Annotated in this window: 18 protein-coding genes; 4 read left to right on the plus strand and 14 right to left on the minus strand. The window is 68.3% G+C overall.

Annotated elements, in window-relative coordinates:
• Positions 1–17 precede the first annotated feature (17 nt).
• The 8 genes from WS51_RS13845 to WS51_RS13880 form a co-directional block, all read right to left on the minus strand.
• Positions 18–704 (minus strand): helix-turn-helix transcriptional regulator, encoded by a 687-nt coding sequence (locus WS51_RS13845; protein ID WP_059452010.1) that lies wholly within the window; start codon positions 702–704, stop codon positions 18–20.
• A gap of 73 nt (positions 705–777) precedes the next feature.
• A complete protein-coding gene (locus WS51_RS13850; protein WP_069229325.1) occupies positions 778–1,194 on the minus strand; it encodes a VOC family protein in 417 nt (138 codons plus the stop codon).
• A 296-nt stretch (positions 1,195–1,490) separates the two neighbouring features.
• A complete protein-coding gene (locus WS51_RS13855) occupies positions 1,491–2,789 on the minus strand; it encodes a THUMP domain-containing class I SAM-dependent RNA methyltransferase (RefSeq protein ID WP_059452012.1) in 1,299 nt (432 codons plus the stop codon).
• Between the two features lie 165 nt (positions 2,790–2,954).
• Positions 2,955–5,084, minus strand: a complete 2,130-nt coding sequence (locus WS51_RS13860; RefSeq protein WP_069229326.1) for a site-specific recombinase — start codon at positions 5,082–5,084, stop codon at positions 2,955–2,957.
• A 493-nt stretch (positions 5,085–5,577) separates the two neighbouring features.
• Positions 5,578–6,315, minus strand: a complete 738-nt coding sequence (locus WS51_RS13865) for a PqiC family protein (RefSeq protein WP_059452014.1) — start codon at positions 6,313–6,315, stop codon at positions 5,578–5,580.
• The gene (locus tag WS51_RS13870; protein ID WP_059452015.1) at positions 6,312–7,931 is read right to left on the minus strand and encodes a PqiB family protein; all 1,620 of its coding nucleotides are present in this window, start codon (positions 7,929–7,931) and stop codon (positions 6,312–6,314) included. The genes WS51_RS13865 and WS51_RS13870 overlap by 4 nt, the downstream gene beginning before the upstream one ends.
• A complete protein-coding gene (locus tag WS51_RS13875; protein WP_059452016.1) occupies positions 7,924–8,553 on the minus strand; it encodes a paraquat-inducible protein A in 630 nt (209 codons plus the stop codon). Before WS51_RS13875 ends, WS51_RS13870 begins: the two co-directional genes overlap by 8 nt.
• A complete protein-coding gene (locus tag WS51_RS13880) occupies positions 8,550–9,215 on the minus strand; it encodes a paraquat-inducible protein A (RefSeq protein WP_059452017.1) in 666 nt (221 codons plus the stop codon). The genes WS51_RS13875 and WS51_RS13880 overlap by 4 nt, the downstream gene beginning before the upstream one ends.
• 260 nt (positions 9,216–9,475) lie before the next feature.
• On the opposite strand from WS51_RS13880, the gene WS51_RS13885 reads away from it, so the two are divergent.
• From WS51_RS13885 to WS51_RS13900, 4 genes are all read left to right on the plus strand, one after another.
• Positions 9,476–10,036 carry a cytochrome b gene (locus tag WS51_RS13885; protein WP_059546854.1) on the plus strand — a complete coding sequence of 187 codons (561 nt, stop codon included), beginning with the start codon at positions 9,476–9,478 and terminating at the stop codon, positions 10,034–10,036.
• 8 nt (positions 10,037–10,044) lie between these two features.
• Entirely contained in the window at positions 10,045–10,605 is a 561-nt protein-coding gene (locus tag WS51_RS13890) for a YceI family protein (protein WP_059507004.1), read from the plus strand.
• Positions 10,606–10,671: 66 nt separating this feature from the next.
• On the plus strand, positions 10,672–11,253 hold the full coding sequence (locus tag WS51_RS13895; protein ID WP_059452020.1) for a YceI family protein: 582 nt from the start codon (positions 10,672–10,674) through the stop codon (positions 11,251–11,253).
• Between the two features lie 178 nt (positions 11,254–11,431).
• Complete coding sequence (locus tag WS51_RS13900) at positions 11,432–12,709, plus strand: MFS transporter (RefSeq protein WP_069229327.1); 1,278 nt, start codon at positions 11,432–11,434, stop codon at positions 12,707–12,709.
• 28 nt (positions 12,710–12,737) lie between these two features.
• Here the strand turns inward: WS51_RS13900 and WS51_RS13905 are convergent, their stop codons facing one another.
• The 6 genes from WS51_RS13905 to queA form a co-directional block, all read right to left on the minus strand.
• Positions 12,738–14,282, minus strand: coding sequence for a S41 family peptidase (locus WS51_RS13905; protein WP_208606683.1), 1,545 nt, complete (start codon positions 14,280–14,282; stop codon positions 12,738–12,740).
• Between the two features lie 158 nt (positions 14,283–14,440).
• Positions 14,441–15,391, minus strand: a complete 951-nt coding sequence (gene secF, locus WS51_RS13910) for a protein translocase subunit SecF (protein WP_059452022.1) — start codon at positions 15,389–15,391, stop codon at positions 14,441–14,443.
• Between the two features lie 18 nt (positions 15,392–15,409).
• Positions 15,410–17,440 (minus strand): protein translocase subunit SecD, encoded by a 2,031-nt coding sequence (secD, locus tag WS51_RS13915; RefSeq protein WP_069229328.1) that lies wholly within the window; start codon positions 17,438–17,440, stop codon positions 15,410–15,412.
• A 106-nt stretch (positions 17,441–17,546) separates the two neighbouring features.
• Positions 17,547–17,870 (minus strand): preprotein translocase subunit YajC, encoded by a 324-nt coding sequence (gene yajC / locus WS51_RS13920; RefSeq protein WP_006476868.1) that lies wholly within the window; start codon positions 17,868–17,870, stop codon positions 17,547–17,549.
• Positions 17,871–18,104: 234 nt separating this feature from the next.
• Positions 18,105–19,292 (minus strand): tRNA guanosine(34) transglycosylase Tgt, encoded by a 1,188-nt coding sequence (gene tgt / locus WS51_RS13925; RefSeq protein ID WP_059452024.1) that lies wholly within the window; start codon positions 19,290–19,292, stop codon positions 18,105–18,107.
• A gap of 132 nt (positions 19,293–19,424) precedes the next feature.
• Positions 19,425–20,492, minus strand: a complete 1,068-nt coding sequence (gene queA, locus WS51_RS13930) for a tRNA preQ1(34) S-adenosylmethionine ribosyltransferase-isomerase QueA (protein WP_059452025.1) — start codon at positions 20,490–20,492, stop codon at positions 19,425–19,427.
• Between the last annotated feature and the right edge of the window lie 131 nt (positions 20,493–20,623).

The raw sequence follows: 20,623 nt of genomic DNA on the forward strand, positions 1-20,623 counted from the left end.
CATGGCGGCGACGCGCGTCAGCGCATCGGCGCTTCCGCGATTCGCATGTAGTCGGCGATGCGCCGGCCTTCCATGTCCGGAAACTGCTCGTGCACGGTGATGTCGCCCATTCGCGCGATGTCGAAGGTGCGGAAGTCGTCGCGCAGCTCGCACCACGCGCCGATCGTCCAGCGTCCGCCCCAGTAGACGAGCCCGAGCGGCCACACGCGGCGCTTCGTGTGCGCGCCGAGCCGGTCGCGGTAGTCGAAGCTGACGACGTGACGCGTGTCGACCGCCTGGTGAATCGCGTCGACCTTCGCGCAGAACGTCTCGTCGATGTGGAACGACGGCGCGAACACCGGCAGGCGGTCGAGCGCGGTGCGCTTGTCGGCCGGCATCGCCGACGCGATTTTGGCGAGCGCCGAACGCGCGCCGCCCGCGAAGCGCGCGCCGCCCCAGGTCTCGAGCATCCGCGCGCCGGCTGCGAGCGCCGCGAGCTCCTCGGCGGTGAACGTGAGCGGCGGCAGGCTCGCGTTGCGGTTCAGCCGGTAGCCGATGCCGGCTTCGCCTTCGATCGGCACCCCTGACAGTTGCAGGTCGCGCACGTCGCGATAGACCGTGCGCGGCGACACCGACAGCCAGTCGGCGAGCTGCTGCGCGGTCGTGAGACGGCGCCCGCGCAGCAGCTCGGCGATCTGGAACAGGCGGTCGGCACGGCGCGTCATGGCTGAACCTCGACTCCAACGGCTACGGGGACTTCGCGATGATAGCGCCGCCCCGGCCGGATCGTGGACGCGCTCAGTGGCATTTCGGTGCGTGCAGGCCGACGCGGTTGCCTTCGGTATCGATCAGGTAGCCGATGTAGCCGTAGTTGTTCGGCAACTCGACGACCGAGCCCTGCACGACGCCGCCCGCGCGCTTCGCGCGTTCGAGTGCCGCGACGACCGATTCGCCGGCGTTCAGGTACACGAGCACGCCGTTCGCGCTCGGCTTCATCTGCTGCGGAGCGAACACGATGCTGCCGCCCGTGGCCGACGCTTCGTGATCGAACATGGCCATCGGCACGCCGCCGATGACTTCGCGCTGCAGCGTCGTTTGCAGCACGGTTTCATAGAAACGGATCGCCCGGTCGAAATCGAGGGACGGGATGTCGAACCACGCGATCGCGCGTTCCAGGGTTGCGGCTTCGGTTGCAGTTGCGGTTGCGGACGTCATGACGAGCTCCTTGTTGTTTGGATTCTTGATGGAAACCAGCCGTGCATTGCGCCGGGATTGCAGTGTGATCGGGGGCTGCTGACAGCGTGCTGTCAGTAGTCGTGGCGGTACTGACAAAAAGGGGAGGCCCCTCGGCTTCGAGGGTCAAAGGCGTGCGGGAACCGAAGCGGCGCGAGGGCGGCGTGGCGTCATGCGGGACGGGCTTGTCCCGCGCGCGTGCGCTGGAAATAAAACGCCCGGCTCGGGCCGGGCGTCGTGGGGATGTCGGCAGGCGGCCGCGGCGGCCGTCGCGCGTGTCAGGCGTCGCCTTCCGGCGCGGCCGGGCGTGGCTTCACGCTGCCGGCGATCAGGTCGAAGCGGAACAGCCGGCATTCGAGCGCGCCGTTGAACAGCGGCGTTTTCGCCGATTCGCGCAGGCGCAGCTGGCCCGGCAGCGAGCGGTCCGACGTCAGCAGGAATGCCTGCCAGCCGGTGAAGCGCTGCTTGAGCGCATCGCCGAGCGCGTTGAAGAATTCGCTGTCCGGCGCATCGGTGTGCGTGCGGCGGAATGCGTCGTCGTTGCCGCGATTGCGGCCCGTCTCGCGCACCTCGCCGCGCGCGCTGCGGCCGCGCACCTCGATCCGCTCGCCGTACGGCGGGTTCGCGAGGATGATGCCCGGCCCGTCGCACGGCGGCGTCATCCCGCGCGCGTCGACCTGCTTGAGCCACACCGACGGCACGCCCGCGCGCTCGAGGTTCGCGCGCGCCTTCTCGAGCATGTCGCCCGAGATGTCGCTGCCGTACACGCCGAGCGAATCGCGCTTGCCGCGCGCCGCGCGTTTCGCGTCGATCGCCGCGACCTTCAGGCCCTGCCATGCGGTGATGTCGTACTGCTTGAGCTTTTCGAAGCCGAACCGGCGCTCGACGCCCGGTGCGACGCCAAGCGCGATCTGCGCGGCTTCCGCGAGGAAGGTGCCGCTGCCGCACATCGGGTCGTACAGCGGCGTGCCGGGCGTCCAGCCCGTCAGGCGCAGGATGCCGGCCGCGAGGTTCTCGCGCAGCGGTGCCGCACCCTTGTCGAGGCGCCAGCCGCGCTTGAACAGCGGCTCGCCCGACGTATCGAGGTACAGCGTGCACTCGGTGGCCGTCAGGAACGCGAACACGCGCACGTCCGGCGCGCCGGTGTCGATGCTCGGGCGTGCGCCCGTCTTGTCGCGCATCCGGTCGCAGATCGCATCCTTCACGCGCAGCGTCGCGAATTCGAGGCTCTTCAGCGGCGACTTGATCGCGGTGATGTCGACGCGCAGCGTCTGCGTCGACGCGAACCAGCGTTCCCACGGCTGCTCGAGCGCGAGCGCGTAGACATCCTGTTCGTTGCGGTACGGGCGGTGCGCGATCTTCAGCAGGATCCGGCTCGCGATGCGCGAATGGAGGTTCGCGGCCATGCCGGCGGCCCAGCCGCCGCGGAAATGAACGCCGCCCGGCACCTGCGCGCCCGCGGTGAACGGCGCGCCGTCCAGGTGTCGGCCGGCGATTTCGGCCAGCTCGGCGGCAAGCGCCGCTTCGAGGCCGCGCGGGCAGGGAGCGAAGAATTCGTACAGGGTGGGCGAGGACATAAGGCGGGTGAGGACGTGCAAAAGTCCACTATTGTACGCGGCGCGGACGGCCGGAGCCGGCGTCGCATCCGATTCGGGATGCCGGCGCCGATGCGCCGGCCGTGACGTCGAGCCGGCCGGCCCGCGCGTCGGCGCCCGCCCGCGCGGCGCGCCGACGCTGGAAGTTCAATGCGAGCCCGGCTGCCCGGCGCGGGCGGCCGGCGTGCCGGCCGGCCAGAACAGCGCGGACGGCTTCGCCAGTACCGTGCGCACGATCGCGCCGATCAGCGCGCGCACCTTGGTGCGGCGCAGGCTGCGCGAGCGCACGGCCATCGTGAACGCGAGCGCGAAGCTCACGAGCACGTTGAGGATCGCCATGCTCAGCACGCCGGCGCAGGCCCACCACAGCTCGGGCGTGCGCAGCGCGTCCTTGCCGAGCACGCCGAGCGCGACCCCGATCGAGCCGGCCGACAGCGTCACGTGGCGCACCTCGAACGGGAACAGGAACACGGTGACGATCGCCGGAATCAGGCCGAGCATCAGGCCCAGGCCGACGTTGGCGACCACGCCCGCGACGTTCGAGCGGCAGAAGTGCGCGAGCTTCGCGGCGCCTGCCGCGCCGAGCGTGAGCCGCAGCCGCCGGTTGTACGCGAGCGCGTCGCCGACCCGGTGCAGCACGAACCAGTTGTCGGCCCAGCCCGCGAGCAGGCTCGACGCCCACAGCAGCACGCCCGTGAGCGCCGCGTAGAACGGCGTCGGCCCCAGCAGCGAGAATGAATGCAGCGTCGCATGCGCCTTGCCCGGCGAAATCAGGTTCGCATGCAGCAGGTTGCCCGCGAACAGCTGCACGAGCAGGCACACGGGCAGCACGACGAGCACGTTGCCGGAAATCGCCGCGGCCTGCGTGCGGATCAGCGCGATCACCGACGCGACGAACGCCTTCACGCCTTCCTCGTGACCCGTGTCGTCGAGCTCGCGCGCGAGCGTCGGCGCGGTCATCGCGGGCTGCTTGGTCGCGAGCGTGAAATGCAGGAAGTGCATCAGCATGAAGCTCGCCGCGTAGTTGATGCCCGCGAGCAGCCCTTCGAGCATCGACTGCAGGTGCGCGCCGGTGATCGCGAACTTCACGCACACGGTCACGACGGTGACGAGCCCGCCGCCCGCGGCCATCCGCAGCATCTTCAGGTACTCCGCGCGGCCGCGCGAGATGTAGTGCTCGCCGGTGTCCGCGTTGGTCTCGACGAGCTTGCGCGCGAACAGCGAGAAGTTGCTGCGCACGAGGTGCGACACGCTCTGGCTGTTCTGGTTCGCGTCGACGAGCTCGGCGGTCAGGCGCGCCATCCCGCGCAGGTCGTCGCGTGCCATCCATGCATTGAGCAGCATTTCCGCGCGCAGGATGCGCATGCGCATGCGTTCGACCTGGAACACGATGTCGACCGACACGCCGTTGCGGTACAAGTGCGCGAACACGTCGTCGACGGCGATCCGGCATTCGTCGAGCAGCACGCGCAGGTAATTCACCTCGTGCAGCAGCTTGCTCGCGTCGCCGCCGTCCTCGACGGCCGCGTGCGCGGTCTCGACCGCGAGCATCGCGCGCGTGAGCCGGTAGAACGGCTGCGTTTCGAGGGGCTGGCGCGCGTCGTCGTCGGACAGGCGGCTGCGCACCGTCTGCGACAGGCCGGTCGAGCTGATCTGACAGGTCAGGTTGTGCAGCGCGGCGAGCAGGTCGCGCGAGAACGAGCCGGGCTCGTGGCGCTCCTCGTCGGTGACGTCGAACGAGATCAGCTCGGCTAAGCGGGCGAGCAGGTCGTCGGGCAACGCGTCGATCCATTGCGCGTCTTCCGGCGTCGGGAACATCAGCGTGAACAGCGCCGTCAGTTCGCGACGGTTCGGCGCGGGCGGAATCAGCGACGCGTCGATGCGCTCGAACAGCGCGTCGAAGAAGCCGGAATGCACGGGCATCCCCGCGTCGCACAGCAGCGAGATGCCGTCGCATTCGCGCAGGATCCCGCGCAGGATGCGCGCGGCGTGCGATTTCCACGCGGGATTGCGGTCGAGCACGTGGAACAGGTAGCGCAGCCGCGCGTGCGCCGGATACGCGCGTGCGTCGGCGTCGGCATCGCGTTCGGCCGGCGTGTCGTGCGCGACCTGCATCGCGCCGTTGCGGCGCAGCCAGTGCGCGAGCTCGATCAGCCATTCGCTGCGCTCGGCGTACGACGCGTCCGCGTCTGCGTGCGCGAGCAGCGCGTCGAGCTGGTGGCCCGCACTGCGCGACGCGCGCCACTTCTTGATCAGGGTCGTCAGGGAACGAAACATAAACGGAATAGCGAAAGCCCTGGACGGGCGGGTTCGGGATGCCGGCCGGAACACGGCGCGGCACCGGGGAGAACGGTGAGGCTGGTTGGGGGCCGGACGATGCGCGGCGCCCCGCGATGCGGACTGCCCCGATGCGACGCACGCGGACACGCGTGCGCGCCCCGGCAGACGCGGCGATCGGACCGGACACGACGGGCGGATCGCCGCCGGCGCGCGCGCACGACGAGCGGCGCGAGCCGGAAAGTGCGTAGGATCGTCAATCGGGCGTGAAAACGCAAGCCGACCGTGTCGACTCGTGCCGGTTCCGGCGGATTTTTCAAACAATGCAAAACCGCCGTTTGGCCGATGGACGGCCAGCGGCGCCCGGGCGGCGAGGGCGGCAGGTTCGCGTGTGCGGTTGCGCGCGCACCCAGGCCGACGATGATTATCGGCGGCGTGTGCCGAGTGCAGCGGCACCGCGCGCATGCGCCGGCCGCCGGCCCGCGCGTCGCGCTTACGCGCCGGACTTGCCGGTCGCGCCCGCATCGTCGCGGGGCGTCGGATTGGCCGGGCAGGGCACGACGGGCGCGGTGGCCGCCGACTTGCCGGACGCGGTCGTCGCGGTGGTCGACGCAGCGGCGGCGCCACGCCGCGCGGCCATCGCGCGCACGCCGGACGCGGCCTGCGATGCGATGACGTCGAGCGCGCGGCGGTGGCCGGCGACGAGCGCGTCGTAACCGTCGGCGACCGGTTCCGCGACGCTCGTGCGACACGTCATCACGGCCTGCGTGCCGAGCGCGCGCACGCTCCACACCGCATCGATCGCCGCGCGCTTGCCGGGCCACGACTCGAAGCGCTGCACGTTCACGCTGATCCGATAGACCGGCACGCCGGCCGGATACGCGGAATTCGCGACGTCGATCGTGCCGAGCTGCGCGGCGAGATCGTCGGACAACGCGCGGCGGATTTCGTCGGCGGGCGGCGCGGCCCAGCGCTCCTGCTCGAGCACGTCGACCTGCGCGGCGTTCTTCTGCACGACGAGCTGGTTCTTCGCGACCTGCTCGGGCACGCCGACGGACGGCACCTCGATCAGGAACGACGGGTTGGCGGGCGCGCTGCGCACGGGCGCGGCCGCGTCGGCCGGGCTCAGCGTGTAGAACCGCGCGGGCGGCGAGCTGCACGCGGCGAGCGCGAGCGCGGCGAAGACTGCCGCCGCGCCGCTCGCGACGATGTTCGCGCGTGTCGTCGTCATTGTTGATCTCCTGGCTTGCCCTTGAGCAGCGATTCGGGATGGCGCTCCAGATAATCGGCGAGCGCGTTCAGCGATTGCAGCGTGCGCGTGAGCTCCTTCAGCGCGCCGCGCACGTCGGACTGCAGCGGCGAATCCTGCTGCAGCGTCGCCTCGGCGGTCGAGAAGGTCTGCTTCGCGGCCGACAGCGTGTCGCGCGCTTCCGGCGCGACCTGCGTGTCGAGCTGCTTGAACAGCTTGTCGGCATTCGACAGCGCGCTGTTCAGGTTCGCGCCGATCTGGTCGAACGGCACCTTGTCGAGTTTCTTCGCGATGTCGGCGACCTGCAGCTGCAGTTCGTCGAGCGTGTTCGGCACGGTCGGCAGCTCGAGCGGCTGGCGGGCAGCGTCGATCTTCACGACCGGCGCCTTCGGGAAGAAGTCGAGCGCGACGTACAACTGGCTCGTCAGCAGGTTGCCGGTGCGCAGCTGGCCGCGCAGCCCGTGCGTGACGAGGCGCTCGACGATCTCGCGGCGGGCCGCTTCGCCCTTGCTCTCGATCGTCTCGCGGAAGCGCGGGCCGAGCCGCTCCGGATACACGTTCATCGTCACCGGCATCAGGAAGTTCTTGGTCTTCGGATCGAAGTCGATGCCGATGTTCGTCACCTCGCCGAGCACGATGCCGCGGAAGTCGACCGGCGCGCCGACCGCGAGCCCGCGCAGCGACTGGTTGAAGTTCATCACGACCTGCAGCGGCTGGCCGTCCGGATCGCGCATCGCGTCCGCTTCGTCGGAGCCGAGGCGGAACGTCGTGTTGTTCGGCGCGGTCGCGCCGCTGTCCTGGTTCGGCGGCGTCTGGAACGCGATGCCGCCGAGGATCACCGTCGCGAGCGACTGCGTGTTCAGCTTCAGGCCGCTCGAATCGAGCCGCAGGTCGACGCCGCTCGCCTGCCACCAGCGCGAGTTCACGCCGACGTACTGGTCGTACGGCGCATTCACGAACACGTTGAACGTGACGCCCGTGCCGTCCTTGTCGAGCGAGAAGCCGACCACCTGGCCGACCTGCACGCGGCGGTAGTAGACGGGCGAGCCGATGTCGACCGAGCCGAGCGAATCGCCGCGCAGTACGTATTGCGTGCCCTTCTGGTCGCCGGTCACGGCCGGTGGTGTCTCGAGGCCCGTGAAGTCGGTCTGCGTGTCCTGCCCGTGGCCCGCATCGACGCCGATGTACGCGCCCGACAGCAGCGTGCCGAGCCCCGACACGCCGGTCGCGCCGACGCGCGGACGCACGATCCAGAAACGCGAGCCCTTGACCGCGAAGTCCTCGGCTTCCTTCTTCAACTGCACCTGGACGAGCACGCGCGACAGGTCCTTCGACAGCTTGATCGTCTTGACCATGCCGATTTCGACGTCCTTGTACTTGACCTGCGTTTTGCCGGGCTCGAGCCCTTCCGCGCTGTGAAAGCTGATCGTGACTTCCGGGCCGCGCTCGCGCACGGACTTGATCACGAGGCCGATGCCGATCAGCGCGGCGATCAGCGGCACGAGCCAGACGAGCGACGGCAGCCAGCCGCTTTTCGTCGAGATCGCCGGATCGGGCGGCCGGGGCGCGTCTTGCTGCGGGCCTTGCGGACTATTCATGGTGTTTCCCTGAGGTTTCGACTGGATCCCAGATCAGGCGGGGATCGAACTGCATCGACGCAAGCATCGTCAGGATCACGACCGAGCCGAACGCGAGCGCGCCGGGGCCGGCCGTGATGACGGCGAGCGAACGAAAATGGACGAGCGCGACGGTCAGCGTCACGACGAAGATGTCGAGCATCGACCAGCGGCCGATCCGCTCGACGATCCGGTACAGGCGCGTGCGTTGCAGCGGCCGCCACGCGGTGCGCCGCTGCGCGGTGCCCACGAGGATCGTCAGCACGCCGAGCTTGAGCATCGGCACGAGGATGCTGGCGACGAACACGACCACCGCGAGCGGCCAGTCGCCGGACGTCCAGAAATAGATGACGCCGCTCATGATCGTGTCTTCCTGCGAGCCGACGATCGACGACGTGCGCATGATCGGCAGCAGGTTCGCCGGAATGTAGAGGATCGCGGCCGCGATCAGCAGCGCCCACGCGCGCATGATGCTGTTCGGCGTGCGAAAGTGCAGCGCGCTGCCGCAGCGCGCGCAATGCGCGTGCGGATGGTCGATCGTCTGCACGAGCCCGCAGGCATGGCAGCTGGCGTAGCCCTCCCGGGCGGCGGTCGGCATCGTCATCGGCGGGGCGCTTCCGGCAGCGGCGCTTTGCCGTCGGGCGGCGCCGGCGTGCGCCGGGCGCGCAGCTCGTCGGCGATGTCCCACAGCGTGCGCGGATCGAACATCAGCACGACGGCGGTCATCAGTGTGAGCGCGCCGAACGCGAACAGCGCCGCGTCGGGCACGACGCGCGCGAGGCTCACCATCTTCACGATCGTCACGACGATTCCGAGCATGAACACCTCGATCATCCCCCACGGGCGCACGAGCTGGATCGTGCGCAGCACGAGATCGAGGCCCGGCGGCACGACGCCGCGGCGGATCGGCAACAGCACGTAAAGGAGCGCGGCCATCTCGACGAGCGGGAACAGCACGGTCGAGCAGAACACCATCACCGCGACGATCTCCATGTCCTGATGCCAAAGCGCATCGATCGCGCCGATCAGGGTCGTCTGCACGCGGGTGCCGTTCAGGTCCATCTCGAGGATCGGGAACGCTTGCGCGATGACGAACGTGACGAGTGCCGCGACCGCAAGCGCGCTGATGCGCTCGATCTGCGTCGTGCTGTTGCGATAGAGCAGCGCGTCGCAGCGCGGGCAGCGCGCGATTTCGCGGCCGCTCAGGCGCGGTTTATGCAACAGTGCGTCGCATTCGTGGCAGGCAATCAGGTCGTATCGTTGCATGGAAAAGGCGGTGCTGCGACGGCTGGGGGAACGCGTCGACGGGGCCGGAACCCGCGCCAATCTTACCAAAACGCCTTTTTCGGCGTGTCAACGCCCCGTGTGCGCGTGACCGATCGGTAACGTGGCGCGGACATGGCAGCGGGCTGGCGAGCCTGTCTTGAGAGTCCGCGCGTGACAAAAGGTTGCGGTAGCATGGCGCCCTTGACAAGCGTCGGATGAATTTACCGGCGCGGCCGTTCGCTCAACTGAGGAAATCCAAGATGGCATCGAAATCGCCGCCGGCTCAGCCGGCACGCTACGCGCACACCGCGATCGCGCTGCACTGGCTGATCGCGCTGCTGATCGTCTGCGGCTTCGCGCTCGGCTGGGTGATGACCGACATCCCCGGCTTCACGCCGACGAAGCTCAAGTATTTCTCGTGGCACAAATGGATCGGCGTGACGGTGTTCGCGCTGGCCGTCGTGCGCGTGCTGTGGCGCGCGACCCACGTGCCGCCGCCGCTGCCGGGCAGCACGCCGGCGTGGCAGCGCGCGGTGTCGCACGGCGTGCACATGCTGCTGTACGTGCTGATGATCGTGATTCCGGCGACGGGCTACCTGTACAGCTCCGCGTCGAACATTCCGGTCGTCTACCTCGGCATCGTGCCGCTGCCGCGCCTGATCGATCCCGATCCGGCGCTGAAGGAAACCTTCAAGACGCTGCACGTGTCTTTGAATTACATTCTGCTTGCGCTGGTCGCCATGCATGTACTCGCGGCGCTCAAGCACCAGTTGTTGGACCGCGACGGCCTGCTGTCGCGGATGCTTCCCTCCGCCAAATGAAGGATCCCATGAAAGTGTCTTTCTCCCGCTCCATGCTGGCCGCGTTCGCCGCGGTGTCACTCGTCGCGTCGGCTGCGGCGCATGCCGACGTCGATCTCGCGAAGAGCAAGGTGTCCGCCGTGTCGAAGCAGATGAACGTGCCGACCGAAGGCGCATTCAAGAAGTTTTCCGCGCAGGTGAAGTTCGACCCGGCGAAGGCCGCGCAGGGCAGCGCGCAAATGACGATCGATATCGCGAGCTTCGACCTCGGCGACAAGATGTACAACGACCAGGTCGCGGGCAAGGACTGGTTCGACGCGAAGGCGTATCCGCAGGCGACCTTCGCGTCGACGGCGATCGCGCCGGCCGGCGGCAACAAGTACAACGTGACCGGCAAGCTGACGATCAAGGGCAAGTCCGAGACCGTCACCGTGCCCGTCACGGTCACGCAGAGCGGCGCGACCCAGACCTTCGACGGCGTGTTGCCGATCAAGCGTTCGACGTTCAACGTCGGCACCGGCGAGTGGAAGGACACGTCGATCGTCGCCGACGAAGTGCAGATCAAGTTCCATCTCGTCGCCACGAAGTAAGCGGCGGGCTGTCGCATCACCCCGAATGCCGCGCGAGGGCGCGGCGCTGTTCCAAGGAGAAAGCGTTTGAAAAAGCATCTGATCATCGCCGCCGGCGCGCTGGCTGCTTCGCTGTCGTTCTCGGCATTCGCCGACAGCGCGACGTACCAGTTCGACCCGAGCCACACGTACCCGAGCTTCGAGGCCGACCACTTCGGCGGCCTGTCGGTCTGGCGCGGCAAGTTCGACAAGTCGAGCGGCACCGTGACGCTCGATCGCGCGGCGAAGACCGGCACGGTCGACGTGACGACCGACATCGCGTCGATCCACACGGGCAGCGCGAAGCTCGACGAGCACCTGCAGACGGCCGAGTTCTTCGACGTCTCCAAGTTCCCGCAGGCGAACTACAAGGGCACCATCAAGTTCGACGGCGACAAGCCGGTGTCGGTGGTCGGTAACCTGACGCTGCACGGCGTCACGAAGCCGGTCACGCTGAAGATCGATTCGTTCAAGTGCATGCCGCATCCGATGCTCAAGCGCGAAGTGTGCGGCGTCGACGCGGTCGGCGAATTCAGCCGCGACGATTTCGGCCTCGACTACGGCAAGCAGTACGGCTTCAAGATGAAGACGAAGCTGCTGATCACGGCCGAAGCCGTCAAGCAGCAGTAACGCGCCCGGTCGGGCCGGCCGCCGCGTCGCGCCGCCGGCCCTCGCGAGCCAGCCGCCGCGCTCCCGTTTCCCCGGGGGCGCGGCGGTTTTTTTTGCGCGCCTATAATCGTCGGCGCAGCGCAGCGCGGCGCGAGAACCGGCGCGCCGGACACAACGTACAACGACAAGGAGATCGCCGATGCATGCCGTCACGCAGTCCAGCTCCATCGCCTCGTCACCGCGCGTGTGGCGCGCGGTGATCGCCGCATCGATCGGCAATGCGCTCGAGTGGTTCGACCTCGTCGTCTACGGTTTCTTCGCGGTGACGATCTCGAAGCTGTTCTTTCCGGCCGGCAACGACACCGTGTCGCTGTTGCTCACGCTCGGCACGTTCGGCGTGTCGTTCTTCATGCGCCCGCTCGGCGCGATCGTGCTCGGCGCATACGCGGACCGCGCGGGCCGCAAGGCCGCGCTCACGTTGTCGATCATGCTGATGATGGCCGGCACGCTGGTGATCGCGGTGCTGCCGACCTACCAGACGATCGGCGTCGCCGCGCCGCTGATCCTCGTCGCCGCGCGGCTGATGCAAGGCTTTTCGGCCGGCGGGGAATTCGGCAGCGCGACCGCGTTCCTGGCCGAGCACGTGCCGGGCCGGCGCGGCTTCTTCGCGAGCTGGCAGGTCGCGAGCCAGGGCCTCACGACGCTGCTCGCCGCCGGCTTCGGCACCGTGCTGAACGCGCAGCTCACGGCCGACCAGATGGCCGCCTGGGGGTGGCGCATTCCGTTCTTCTTCGGGCTGCTGCTCGGGCCTGTCGCGTACTACATCCGCTCGAAGGTCGAGGAGACGCCCGAATTCCTCGCGGCCGAAAGCACCGCGAGCCCGTTGCGCGACACGTTCGCGTCGCACAAGGCGCGGCTCGTTGCCGCGATTGGCGCGGTGGTGCTCGGCACCGTCGCGACCTATCTCGTGCTGTTCATGCCGACCTACGGCGTGAAGCAGCTCGGCCTTGCACCGTCGGCCGCGTTCGCCGCGATCCTCGTCGTCGGCGTGATCCAGATGGCGTTCGCGCCGCTCGTCGGCCACTGGTCCGATCGTTACGGACGCGTGCGCGTGATGCTTGCCCCGGCCATCGGCATCCTCGTGCTGATCTACCCGGCGTTCGCGTACCTGGTCGCGCATCCGGGCTTCGGCACGCTGATCGCGCTGCAGGCACTGCTCGCGTTCCTGATGACCGGTTACTTCGCTGCGCTGCCCGGGCTGCTGTCCGAAGTGTTTCCGGTGCAGACGCGCACGACCGGAATGTCGCTCGCGTATAACGTCGCGGTGACGATCTTCGGCGGCTTCGGGCCGTTCATCATCGCGTGGCTGATCCGCGCGACCGGGATGAAGACCGCGCCGAGCTTCTACCTGATGTTCGCGGCCGTGCTGAGCCTCGTCGCGCTGATCGTGTTGCGCCGGCGATTCGGCTTCCGGTGACGCGCAGCGCGCGGTGCGCGGCGCCGCGTCAGTCGCCGACGCGCTCGCATGCCGGCTGCGCCGGCATCAGTTGCGCGGGCGCGGCGACGGTCTGCACCGGCCGACCGGCGAGCGCGTCGAGCGCCTGCCGGAGCTGCCAGTCGGCGGCCGTGCCGAATTCCCGCTGCGGCAGCGCCGCGCTCTTCGACGTATCGATTTTGTCGCGCACGCGTGCGTCGCGTAGTGCTTGCCGTGCCTTGCGTACCTGCGCGAACGGATCGGGCGCCAGCCGGTCCGCATATGGCGCGCGGGCGAGATCGACTTCGCGGTACCACAGCAGCACGCCGTCGACGTCCGCGTCGCGACGCGGCGGCACGAGCCAGTCCGGCACGACGCCGTAGCCGTCCATCGGGCAGCCGTTCGGCCGCAGATTGCGCGCGAACGTGAAATTGATGCGCGTGCCGTCGATCAGGTCGACGCCGGTCTGCGCGAGTCCCTTGCCGTAGGTCGGCATCCCGAGCAGGCGCGCGCGGCCGAGATCCTTCAGTGCGGCCGCGGTCGCTTCGGCTGCCGACGCGCTCTGTCCGTCGACCAGCACGACGAGCGGCACGGTGCGCCACCAGTCGTCCGCCTGCAGCGGCGCGAGCGGATCCTGGCCGTGCATGACGGGCAGTTCGTAGTCGGGCCAGTTGGTCGTGAAGCGGCGGCGCTTCGTGCCGTCGCGCTCGAGCGTCACCATCACGGTGCGGTCGCGCCCGGCGAAGAGGGCGGTGATGCCGATCGCCGCATTCAGCGCGCCGCCGCCGTTGATGCGCAGGTCGAGGATCACGCCTTTCACGGGCGGCCCCGCGCGGCGCGCGGCCTGCATTGCGTCGATATAGTTGCCGACCGCCGGCTCCGGGAAGCTCGACAGTCGCGTGTACAGGATGTCGCCGGCGAGCCGCTTTGCCGTTGCCGGGTGCGGGTGGACGATCGCGCGGACCGGCGCGAAGGTCAGCGTCGCACGGTTCGCGCCACGCCGGACCGTGAGCTTCAGCGGCACGCCCGCTTCGCCCTTCGCGAGTTTGACGACCTCGCTGCTGTCGATGCCGACCACGCTCCGGTCGTTCATCGCGACGACGAGATCGTCGGGCCGCACGCCGGCGCGTTCGGCGGGCGCATCGGGGATCACGTCGATGATGTGCAGTCCGTCGGGCCGCGTCTCGAACACGATGCCGATGCCCGGCGTGCCGTCGCGCGCGCGGCGCTCGTCGTCGCGCCGTTCCTGTTCCTCCGTCGCGTTGAAGAACCGCGCGTACGGCAGTGTCTTGATGCCGTCGTGCACGGTGGCGTCGAGCAACGCGCCGATGTCGACGTCGGTCAGGTGCTGCTTCTTCAGCACTTCGACCGCGGCCTTCAGTTCGCAGAGCTGGCGTTCCCAGTCGGGCGGGCAGGGTGACGGTTGTGACGCCGCGACAGCAGCGGCGGCAGCGGGCGGTGCGGACGCCGATTGCGCACGGGCGCCGGCCGATGCGCATGCAACGAACGCAGCCGCGGCGGCGGCACCGGTGCTCCAGGCGACGATACGATGAACGACACGCGAGGCAGGCATCATGAGGACCGCGGCTTCGACGGGTGGCGGGGCGGGATGGTGAAGCGATTGTAGCCGACGGCCCGTGCGCCGCACCGCAGGAAGCGGGCGAGGCGCGCGCATGAAAAAAGGCCGGTCCAACAGGACCGGCCTTCGGGTATCCGCCGAAACGGCGCGATGCGTTAAACCTGCGCGCCCGCGTTCGGATCGTCCGGATCGTGCGCGGTCTTCTTTTCCTTGATCAGGTCTTCGCGCTTGATGCCGAGCCACATCGCGAGCGAGCCCGCGACGAACACCGACGAGTAGATGCCGAACATGATGCCGACCGTCAGCGCGAGCGCGAAGTAGTGCAGCGTCGGGCCGCCGAAGAAGAACATCGACAGCACCATCATTTCCGTCGACGTGTGCGTGATGATCGTGCGCGACATCGTGGTCGTGATCGCGTGGTTGATCACTTCCGGCACGCTCATCTTGCGCTCGCGGCGGAAGGTTTCGCGGATCCGGTCGAAGATGACGACCGACTCGTTGACCGAGTAGCCGAGCACCGCGAGGATCGCGGCGAGCACCGCCAGCGAGAACTCCCACTGGAAGAACGCGAAGAAGCCGAGAATGATCACGACGTCGTGCAGGTTCGCGATGATGCCGGCGACCGCGTACTTCCATTCGAAGCGGATCGACAGGTAGATCACGATGCCGATCACCACGCACGCGAGCGCGAGCAGACCGTCGGTCGCGAGCTCGCGGCCCACCTGCGGCCCGACGAACTCGACGCGCTGCAGCGTGACGTCGGGGCTCTGCGCCTTCAGCGCGGACATCACCTGGTCGCTCTGCTGCGCGGACGTGAGGCCTTCCTTCAGCTGCAGGCGGATCAGCACGTTGCGCGACGTGCCGAAGTTCTGCACCTGCGCGTCGGCGTAGCCGAGCTTGCCGAGCGTGTTGCGCACGGGTTCGAGCTGCGCGGCCTGCTGATACTGCACCTCGATCACCGTGCCGCCGGTGAATTCGACGGACAGGTGCAGCCCGCGGTGGAACAGGAAGAACACGGCGGCGAGGAACGTGACCAGCGAGATCACGTTGAACACCAGCGCGTGCCGCATGAACGGAATGTCTTTACGGATGCGGAAAAATTCCATGGCTTCGTCTCCGGGGCCTTATTGGGTCGAGCCCGGTTTCTTCGGCGACACGCGTTGCTGCGCGCGGTTGCGCAGCTGCGGCTTGCCGGCGCGCGGCGCGTTGCCGTTGGCAGGCGCGGCGAGCTTCGCGGCGCGCGCGGTGTCGGTCGATTCGTCGGCCGCGGCGAACGCTGCACCCGCGGCACCGGCCGTGGCGCCTTCCGGCTTCCACACCTGGCCGATCGCGAGCGACTTCAGCTTCTTGCGGCCGCCGTACCAGAGGTTGACGATCCCGCGCGAGAAGAACACCGCGGAGAACATCGACGTCAGGATGCCGAGGCAGTGCACGATCGCGAACGCGCGAACCGGGCCCGAGCCGAATGCGAGCAGCGCGAGGCCGGCGATCAGCGTCGTGACGTTCGAGTCGAGAATCGTCGCCCACGCGTGCGCGTAGCCGGCCTGGATCGCGATCTGCGGCGGCTGGCCCGCGCGCAGTTCCTCACGCACGCGCTCGTTGATCAGCACGTTCGAGTCGATCGCCATGCCGAGCGCAAGCGCGATTGCCGCGATACCCGGCAGCGTCAGCGTGGCCTGCATCAGCGACAGCACCGCGACGAGCAGCAGCAGGTTCACCGACAGGCCGATCACCGAGATCACGCCGAACAGCATGTAGTACGCGATCATGAACACGGCGATCGCGCAGAAGCCCCAGATCACCGAGTGCACGCCCATCTTGATGTTGTCGGCGCCGAGGCTCGGGCCGATCGTGCGTTCCTCGATGATGTCCATCGGCGCGGCGAGCGAACCGGCGCGCAGCAGCAGCGCGAGATCGGCCGCGGCCTGCGGCGTCGGCTGGCCCGTGATCTGGAAGCGGTCGCCGAGTTCGGACTGGATCGTCGCGACCGTCAGCACCTCGCCCTTGCCCTTCTCGAACAGCACCATTGCCATCGGCTTGCCGATGTTCTCGCGCGACACCGCACGCACCGAGCGGCCGCCCGCCGAGTCGAGGCGGATGTTGACCGACGGACGCTGGTGTTCGTCGAAGCCGGCCGACGCATCGATGATGCGGTCGCCGGTGAAGATCACGTCCTTCTTCAGCAGCACGGGCGCCTGGTTGCCCTGCGTGAACAGCTCCTCGCCGGGCGGCACCGGGTCGTTCGGGTTCGGGTGCGTGTTGATCGGATCGGCGAGGCGCGCCTCGAGCGTCGCGGTGCGGCCGATGATGTCCTTCGCCTTCGCGGTGTCCTGCACGCCCGGCAGTTCGACGACGATGCGGTCGCTGCCTTGCTGTTGCAGGATCGGCTCGGACACGCCGAGTTCGTTCACGCGGTTGTGGAGCGTCGTCAGGTTCTGCTTGAGCGCGGCATCCTCGACGGCCTTCTGCACGGCCGGCGTGAACGTGCCGACGACTTGCGTGCCGCCGCCGCCGGGCTGGGTCGCCCATTGCAGTTCGGTGAGCGACGCGGCGAGCAGCTTGCGGGCGTCTTCCGCCGTCTGTGCATCGCTGAAGTTCACGACGACCGACTGGTCGACGCGGCTGACGCCGCCGTCGCGGATGTTCTTGTCGCGCAGCAGCGTGCGCGCGTCGGACGCGTCGGAGTCGAGCTTCTTCGTGAGCGCGCCCGTCATGTCGACCTGGAGCAGGAAGTGGACACCGCCGCGCAGGTCGAGGCCGAGATACATCGGCAGTGCGTGCAGCGCGGTCAGCCAGCGCGGCGACGCGCTTTGCAGGTTCAGTGCGACGACGTATTGCGGATCGTTCGGATCGGCGTTCAGCGACTTCTGCAGCAGGTCCTTGACGCGCAGCTGCGTATCGGTGTCCTTCAGGCGCACGCGGATGTTCGCGTTGGACGCCGTGTTCTCGAAGGTGACGTCGTCCGGCGTGATCTGCGCGGAGGCGAGCGCGGATTCGACCTCGGTCAGCGTGGTCGAGTCGAGCTTGACCGTGGCCTTGCCGCTCGACACCTGCACCGCCGGCGCTTCGCCGAAGAAGTTGGGCAATGTGTACAGAAGGCCGATGGCGAGCGCCACGACCATCACGACATATTTCCAGAGTGGATAACGATTCATGAGGGGGCCGAACGGGTGGTTGGCGTGAAAGCGTCGCGTCCGGCGCCGCGGCGGCCCGCTCTCTCAGGCGGGCACGACGCGGGGAGCCGGACGCTCGGTGAAAGCCTTACAGCGACTTGATCGTGCCCTTCGGCAGAATGGTCGTGACGGCAGCCTTCTGCACGGTGATTTCGGTGCCTTCGGCGATTTCGACGCCGATGTAGCCTTCGGTGACCTTCGTCACCTTGCCGACGAGGCCGCCGCTCGTGACGACTTCGTCGCCCTTCGCCATGGCCGCGAGCATGTTGCGGTGTTCCTTCTGGCGCTTCATCTGCGGACGGATCATGATGAAGTACAGCACCGCGAACATCAGGATGAGCGGCAGGAAGCTCATCAGGCTCGATTCGGCGCCACCGGCACCTTGCGCGAAGGCATTGGAAATGAACGGCACGTTGGTCTCTCCGTAGGGGAAGATCGAAAAATAAGCCGGTTATTCTACCACCGGCCCCTTGTGCAAACGGCGCGGCAAATGCGCTTTCGGATCAAGCTGTTAAAGCACGAACCGGCAGCGAGGCCGCGCGTCTGGAAAGGTAATTGTAATGTTTGGCGGTCGCGACCGGTGTCGGGACCGCTCAACTTGATACACGTTGCATGTGACGGTGGGCGGCGCGGGCGCGCCGGACCGTCAGTCGACCCCTCGCGCGCGATCCTCCGCGAAGCGCTGGCGGAACGCGTCGAACGTGTGGGTTTCGATCGCGTCGCGGATCTCGCTCATCAGCTGCAGGTAGTAGTGCAGGTTGTGGATCGTGTTGAGCTGCGCGCCGAGGATTTCGCCGACGCGGTGCAGGTGATGCAGGTAGCCGCGCGAGAAATTCCGGCACGTGTAGCACGCGCAGCTCGCGTCGAGCGGCTTCAGCGAATTCTTGTGCGTCGCGTTGCGGATCTTCACGTCGCCGAAGCGCGTGAACAGCCAGCCGTTGCGCGCGTTGCGGGTCGGCATCACGCAGTCGAACATGTCGACGCCGTTCGCGACGCCCTCGACCAGATCCTCCGGCGTGCCGACGCCCATCAGGTAATGCGGCTTGTCGGCCGGCAGCTTCGGGCCGACGTGCCGCAGCACGCGCATCATGTCTTCCTTCGGCTCGCCGACCGACAGCCCGCCGATCGCGAGGCCGTGGAAGCCGAGCTCCGACAGGCCCGCGAGCGACTCGTCGCGCAGGTCCTCGAACATCCCGCCCTGGACGATCCCGAACAGCGCGTTCGGGTTGCCGAGCCGGTCGAATTCGTCCAGCGAGCGCTTCGCCCATCGCAGCGACATGCGCATCGAGTCGGCCGCTTCCTTGTGCGTGGTCGGCACGCCGTTGGTCGCGTACGGCGTGCATTCGTCGAACTGCATCACGATGTCCGAGTTCAGCACCTTCTGGATCTGCATCGACACTTCCGGCGACAGGAACAGCTTGTCGCCGTTGATCGGCGACGCGAACGTCACGCCGTCCTCGGTGATCTTGCGCAGGTCGCCGAGCGAGAACACCTGGAAGCCACCCGAGTCGGTCAGGATCGGCTTGTTCCAGCCCATGAAGCCGTGCAGGCCGCCGTGCGCGTCGATCGTGTCGAGGCCGGGGCGCAGCCACAGGTGGAACGTGTTGCCGAGGATGATCTGCGCGTTGATCTCGTGCAGCTCGCGCGGCTGAATCGCCTTCACGGTGCCGTAGGTGCCGACCGGCATGAAGATCGGCGTTTCGACCACGCCGTGGTTGAGCTTCACGCGGCCGCGGCGCGCATGGCCGTCGGTCGTCAGCAGTTCGAATTCGAGCCCGTTGGCGGGGCGCTCGTGCACGGGAGCGTGCGTATCGTGGGATGAACCTTCGGTCATCGCGTCATTCTCCTTGCCACCGGAAAACAGTCCGGCGCATGTTGGAAACGCCGCCGGCAAGCCGGCGGTCGGAAAAGCAGGCGCGCGCCTTCGAAGCGCGCAGCCGGAACACGGATGCGGCCACCGCCGCGCTTACGCGCGCGGCGCCTCCGGCGTGTCGCGCCGCGTGAGCAGCATCGCATCGCCGTAGCTGAAGAAGCGGTAGCGTTCGTCGATCGCGTGCCGGTACGCGGCGCGGATCGTCTCGACGCCCGCGAACGCGGACACCAGCATCAGCAGCGTCGACTTCGGCAGGTGGAAGTTCGTGACGAGCCGGTCGACGACGCGGAAGCGGTAGCCCGGCGTGATGAAGATGTCGGTCTCGGCCTGCATCGCCGCGAGCGGTTGGCCCGCTTCCTCGGCGCTGCGCGCCGCGGCTTCGAGCGCGCGCATCGACGTCGTGCCGACCGCGATCACCTTGCCGCCGCGCGCGCGGGTCGCGGCGATCTTGTCGACGAGCGACTGCGGCAGGTCGTACCACTCGCTGTGCATCTTGTGCTCGGCGATGTTCTCGACGCGCACCGGCTGGAACGTGCCGGCGCCCACGTGCAGCGTCAGCGTCGCGCGCTCGACGCCCATCGCATCGAGCTTCTCGAGCAGCGGCTGGTCGAAATGCAGCCCGGCCGTGGGAGCCGCGACCGCGCCCGGGTTGGCCGCGTAGACCGTCTGGTAGCGCGTCTCGTCGTTCGCGTCGGCGTCGTGCTCGATGTACGGCGGCAGCGGCAGGCGGCCGTGCTGCTCGATCAGGTCGAGGCACGGCGCGGGGAAATGCAGCGTGAAGAACGGCTCGACGCGCTCGCCGACCGTGACGTCGAACGCGTCGGCCAGGCGCAGCGTCGTGCCGGCGCCCGGCGACTTGCTCGCGCGGATCTGCGCGAGCGCGGTGTGCGTGCCGGTCACGCGCTCGATCAGCACCTCGATCTTGCCGCCGCTGGCCTTCTGGCCGAAGAAACGCGCCTTCAGCACCTTGGTATCGTTGAACACGAGCAGGTCGCCGGGCGCGATGCACGACGGCAGCTCGGTGAAGCGGCGGTCGACGAGGCGCGCGGGCTCGACGGTGCCGTCGACCTCGAGCAGGCGGCTCGCGGTGCGGTCGGGCAGAGCGGTTTGCGCAATCAGCTCGGGGGGCAGATTGAAATCGAAATCGGAAAGCGTGAACATGCGGGCTGGTTCGAAACGGCCGGCGGGCGCCGCCGACAGGGCGGAAACGCATGAATGGAGCGCGCGAGCCGCTATGATGGCGGGATGCGCGGCCTGGCCGGCGTCGTTCGTTCGGACGACGTGAAAGCCGC

The organism is Burkholderia territorii, from assembly GCF_001718335.1.
GTDB classification, from domain to species: domain Bacteria; phylum Pseudomonadota; class Gammaproteobacteria; order Burkholderiales; family Burkholderiaceae; genus Burkholderia; species Burkholderia territorii.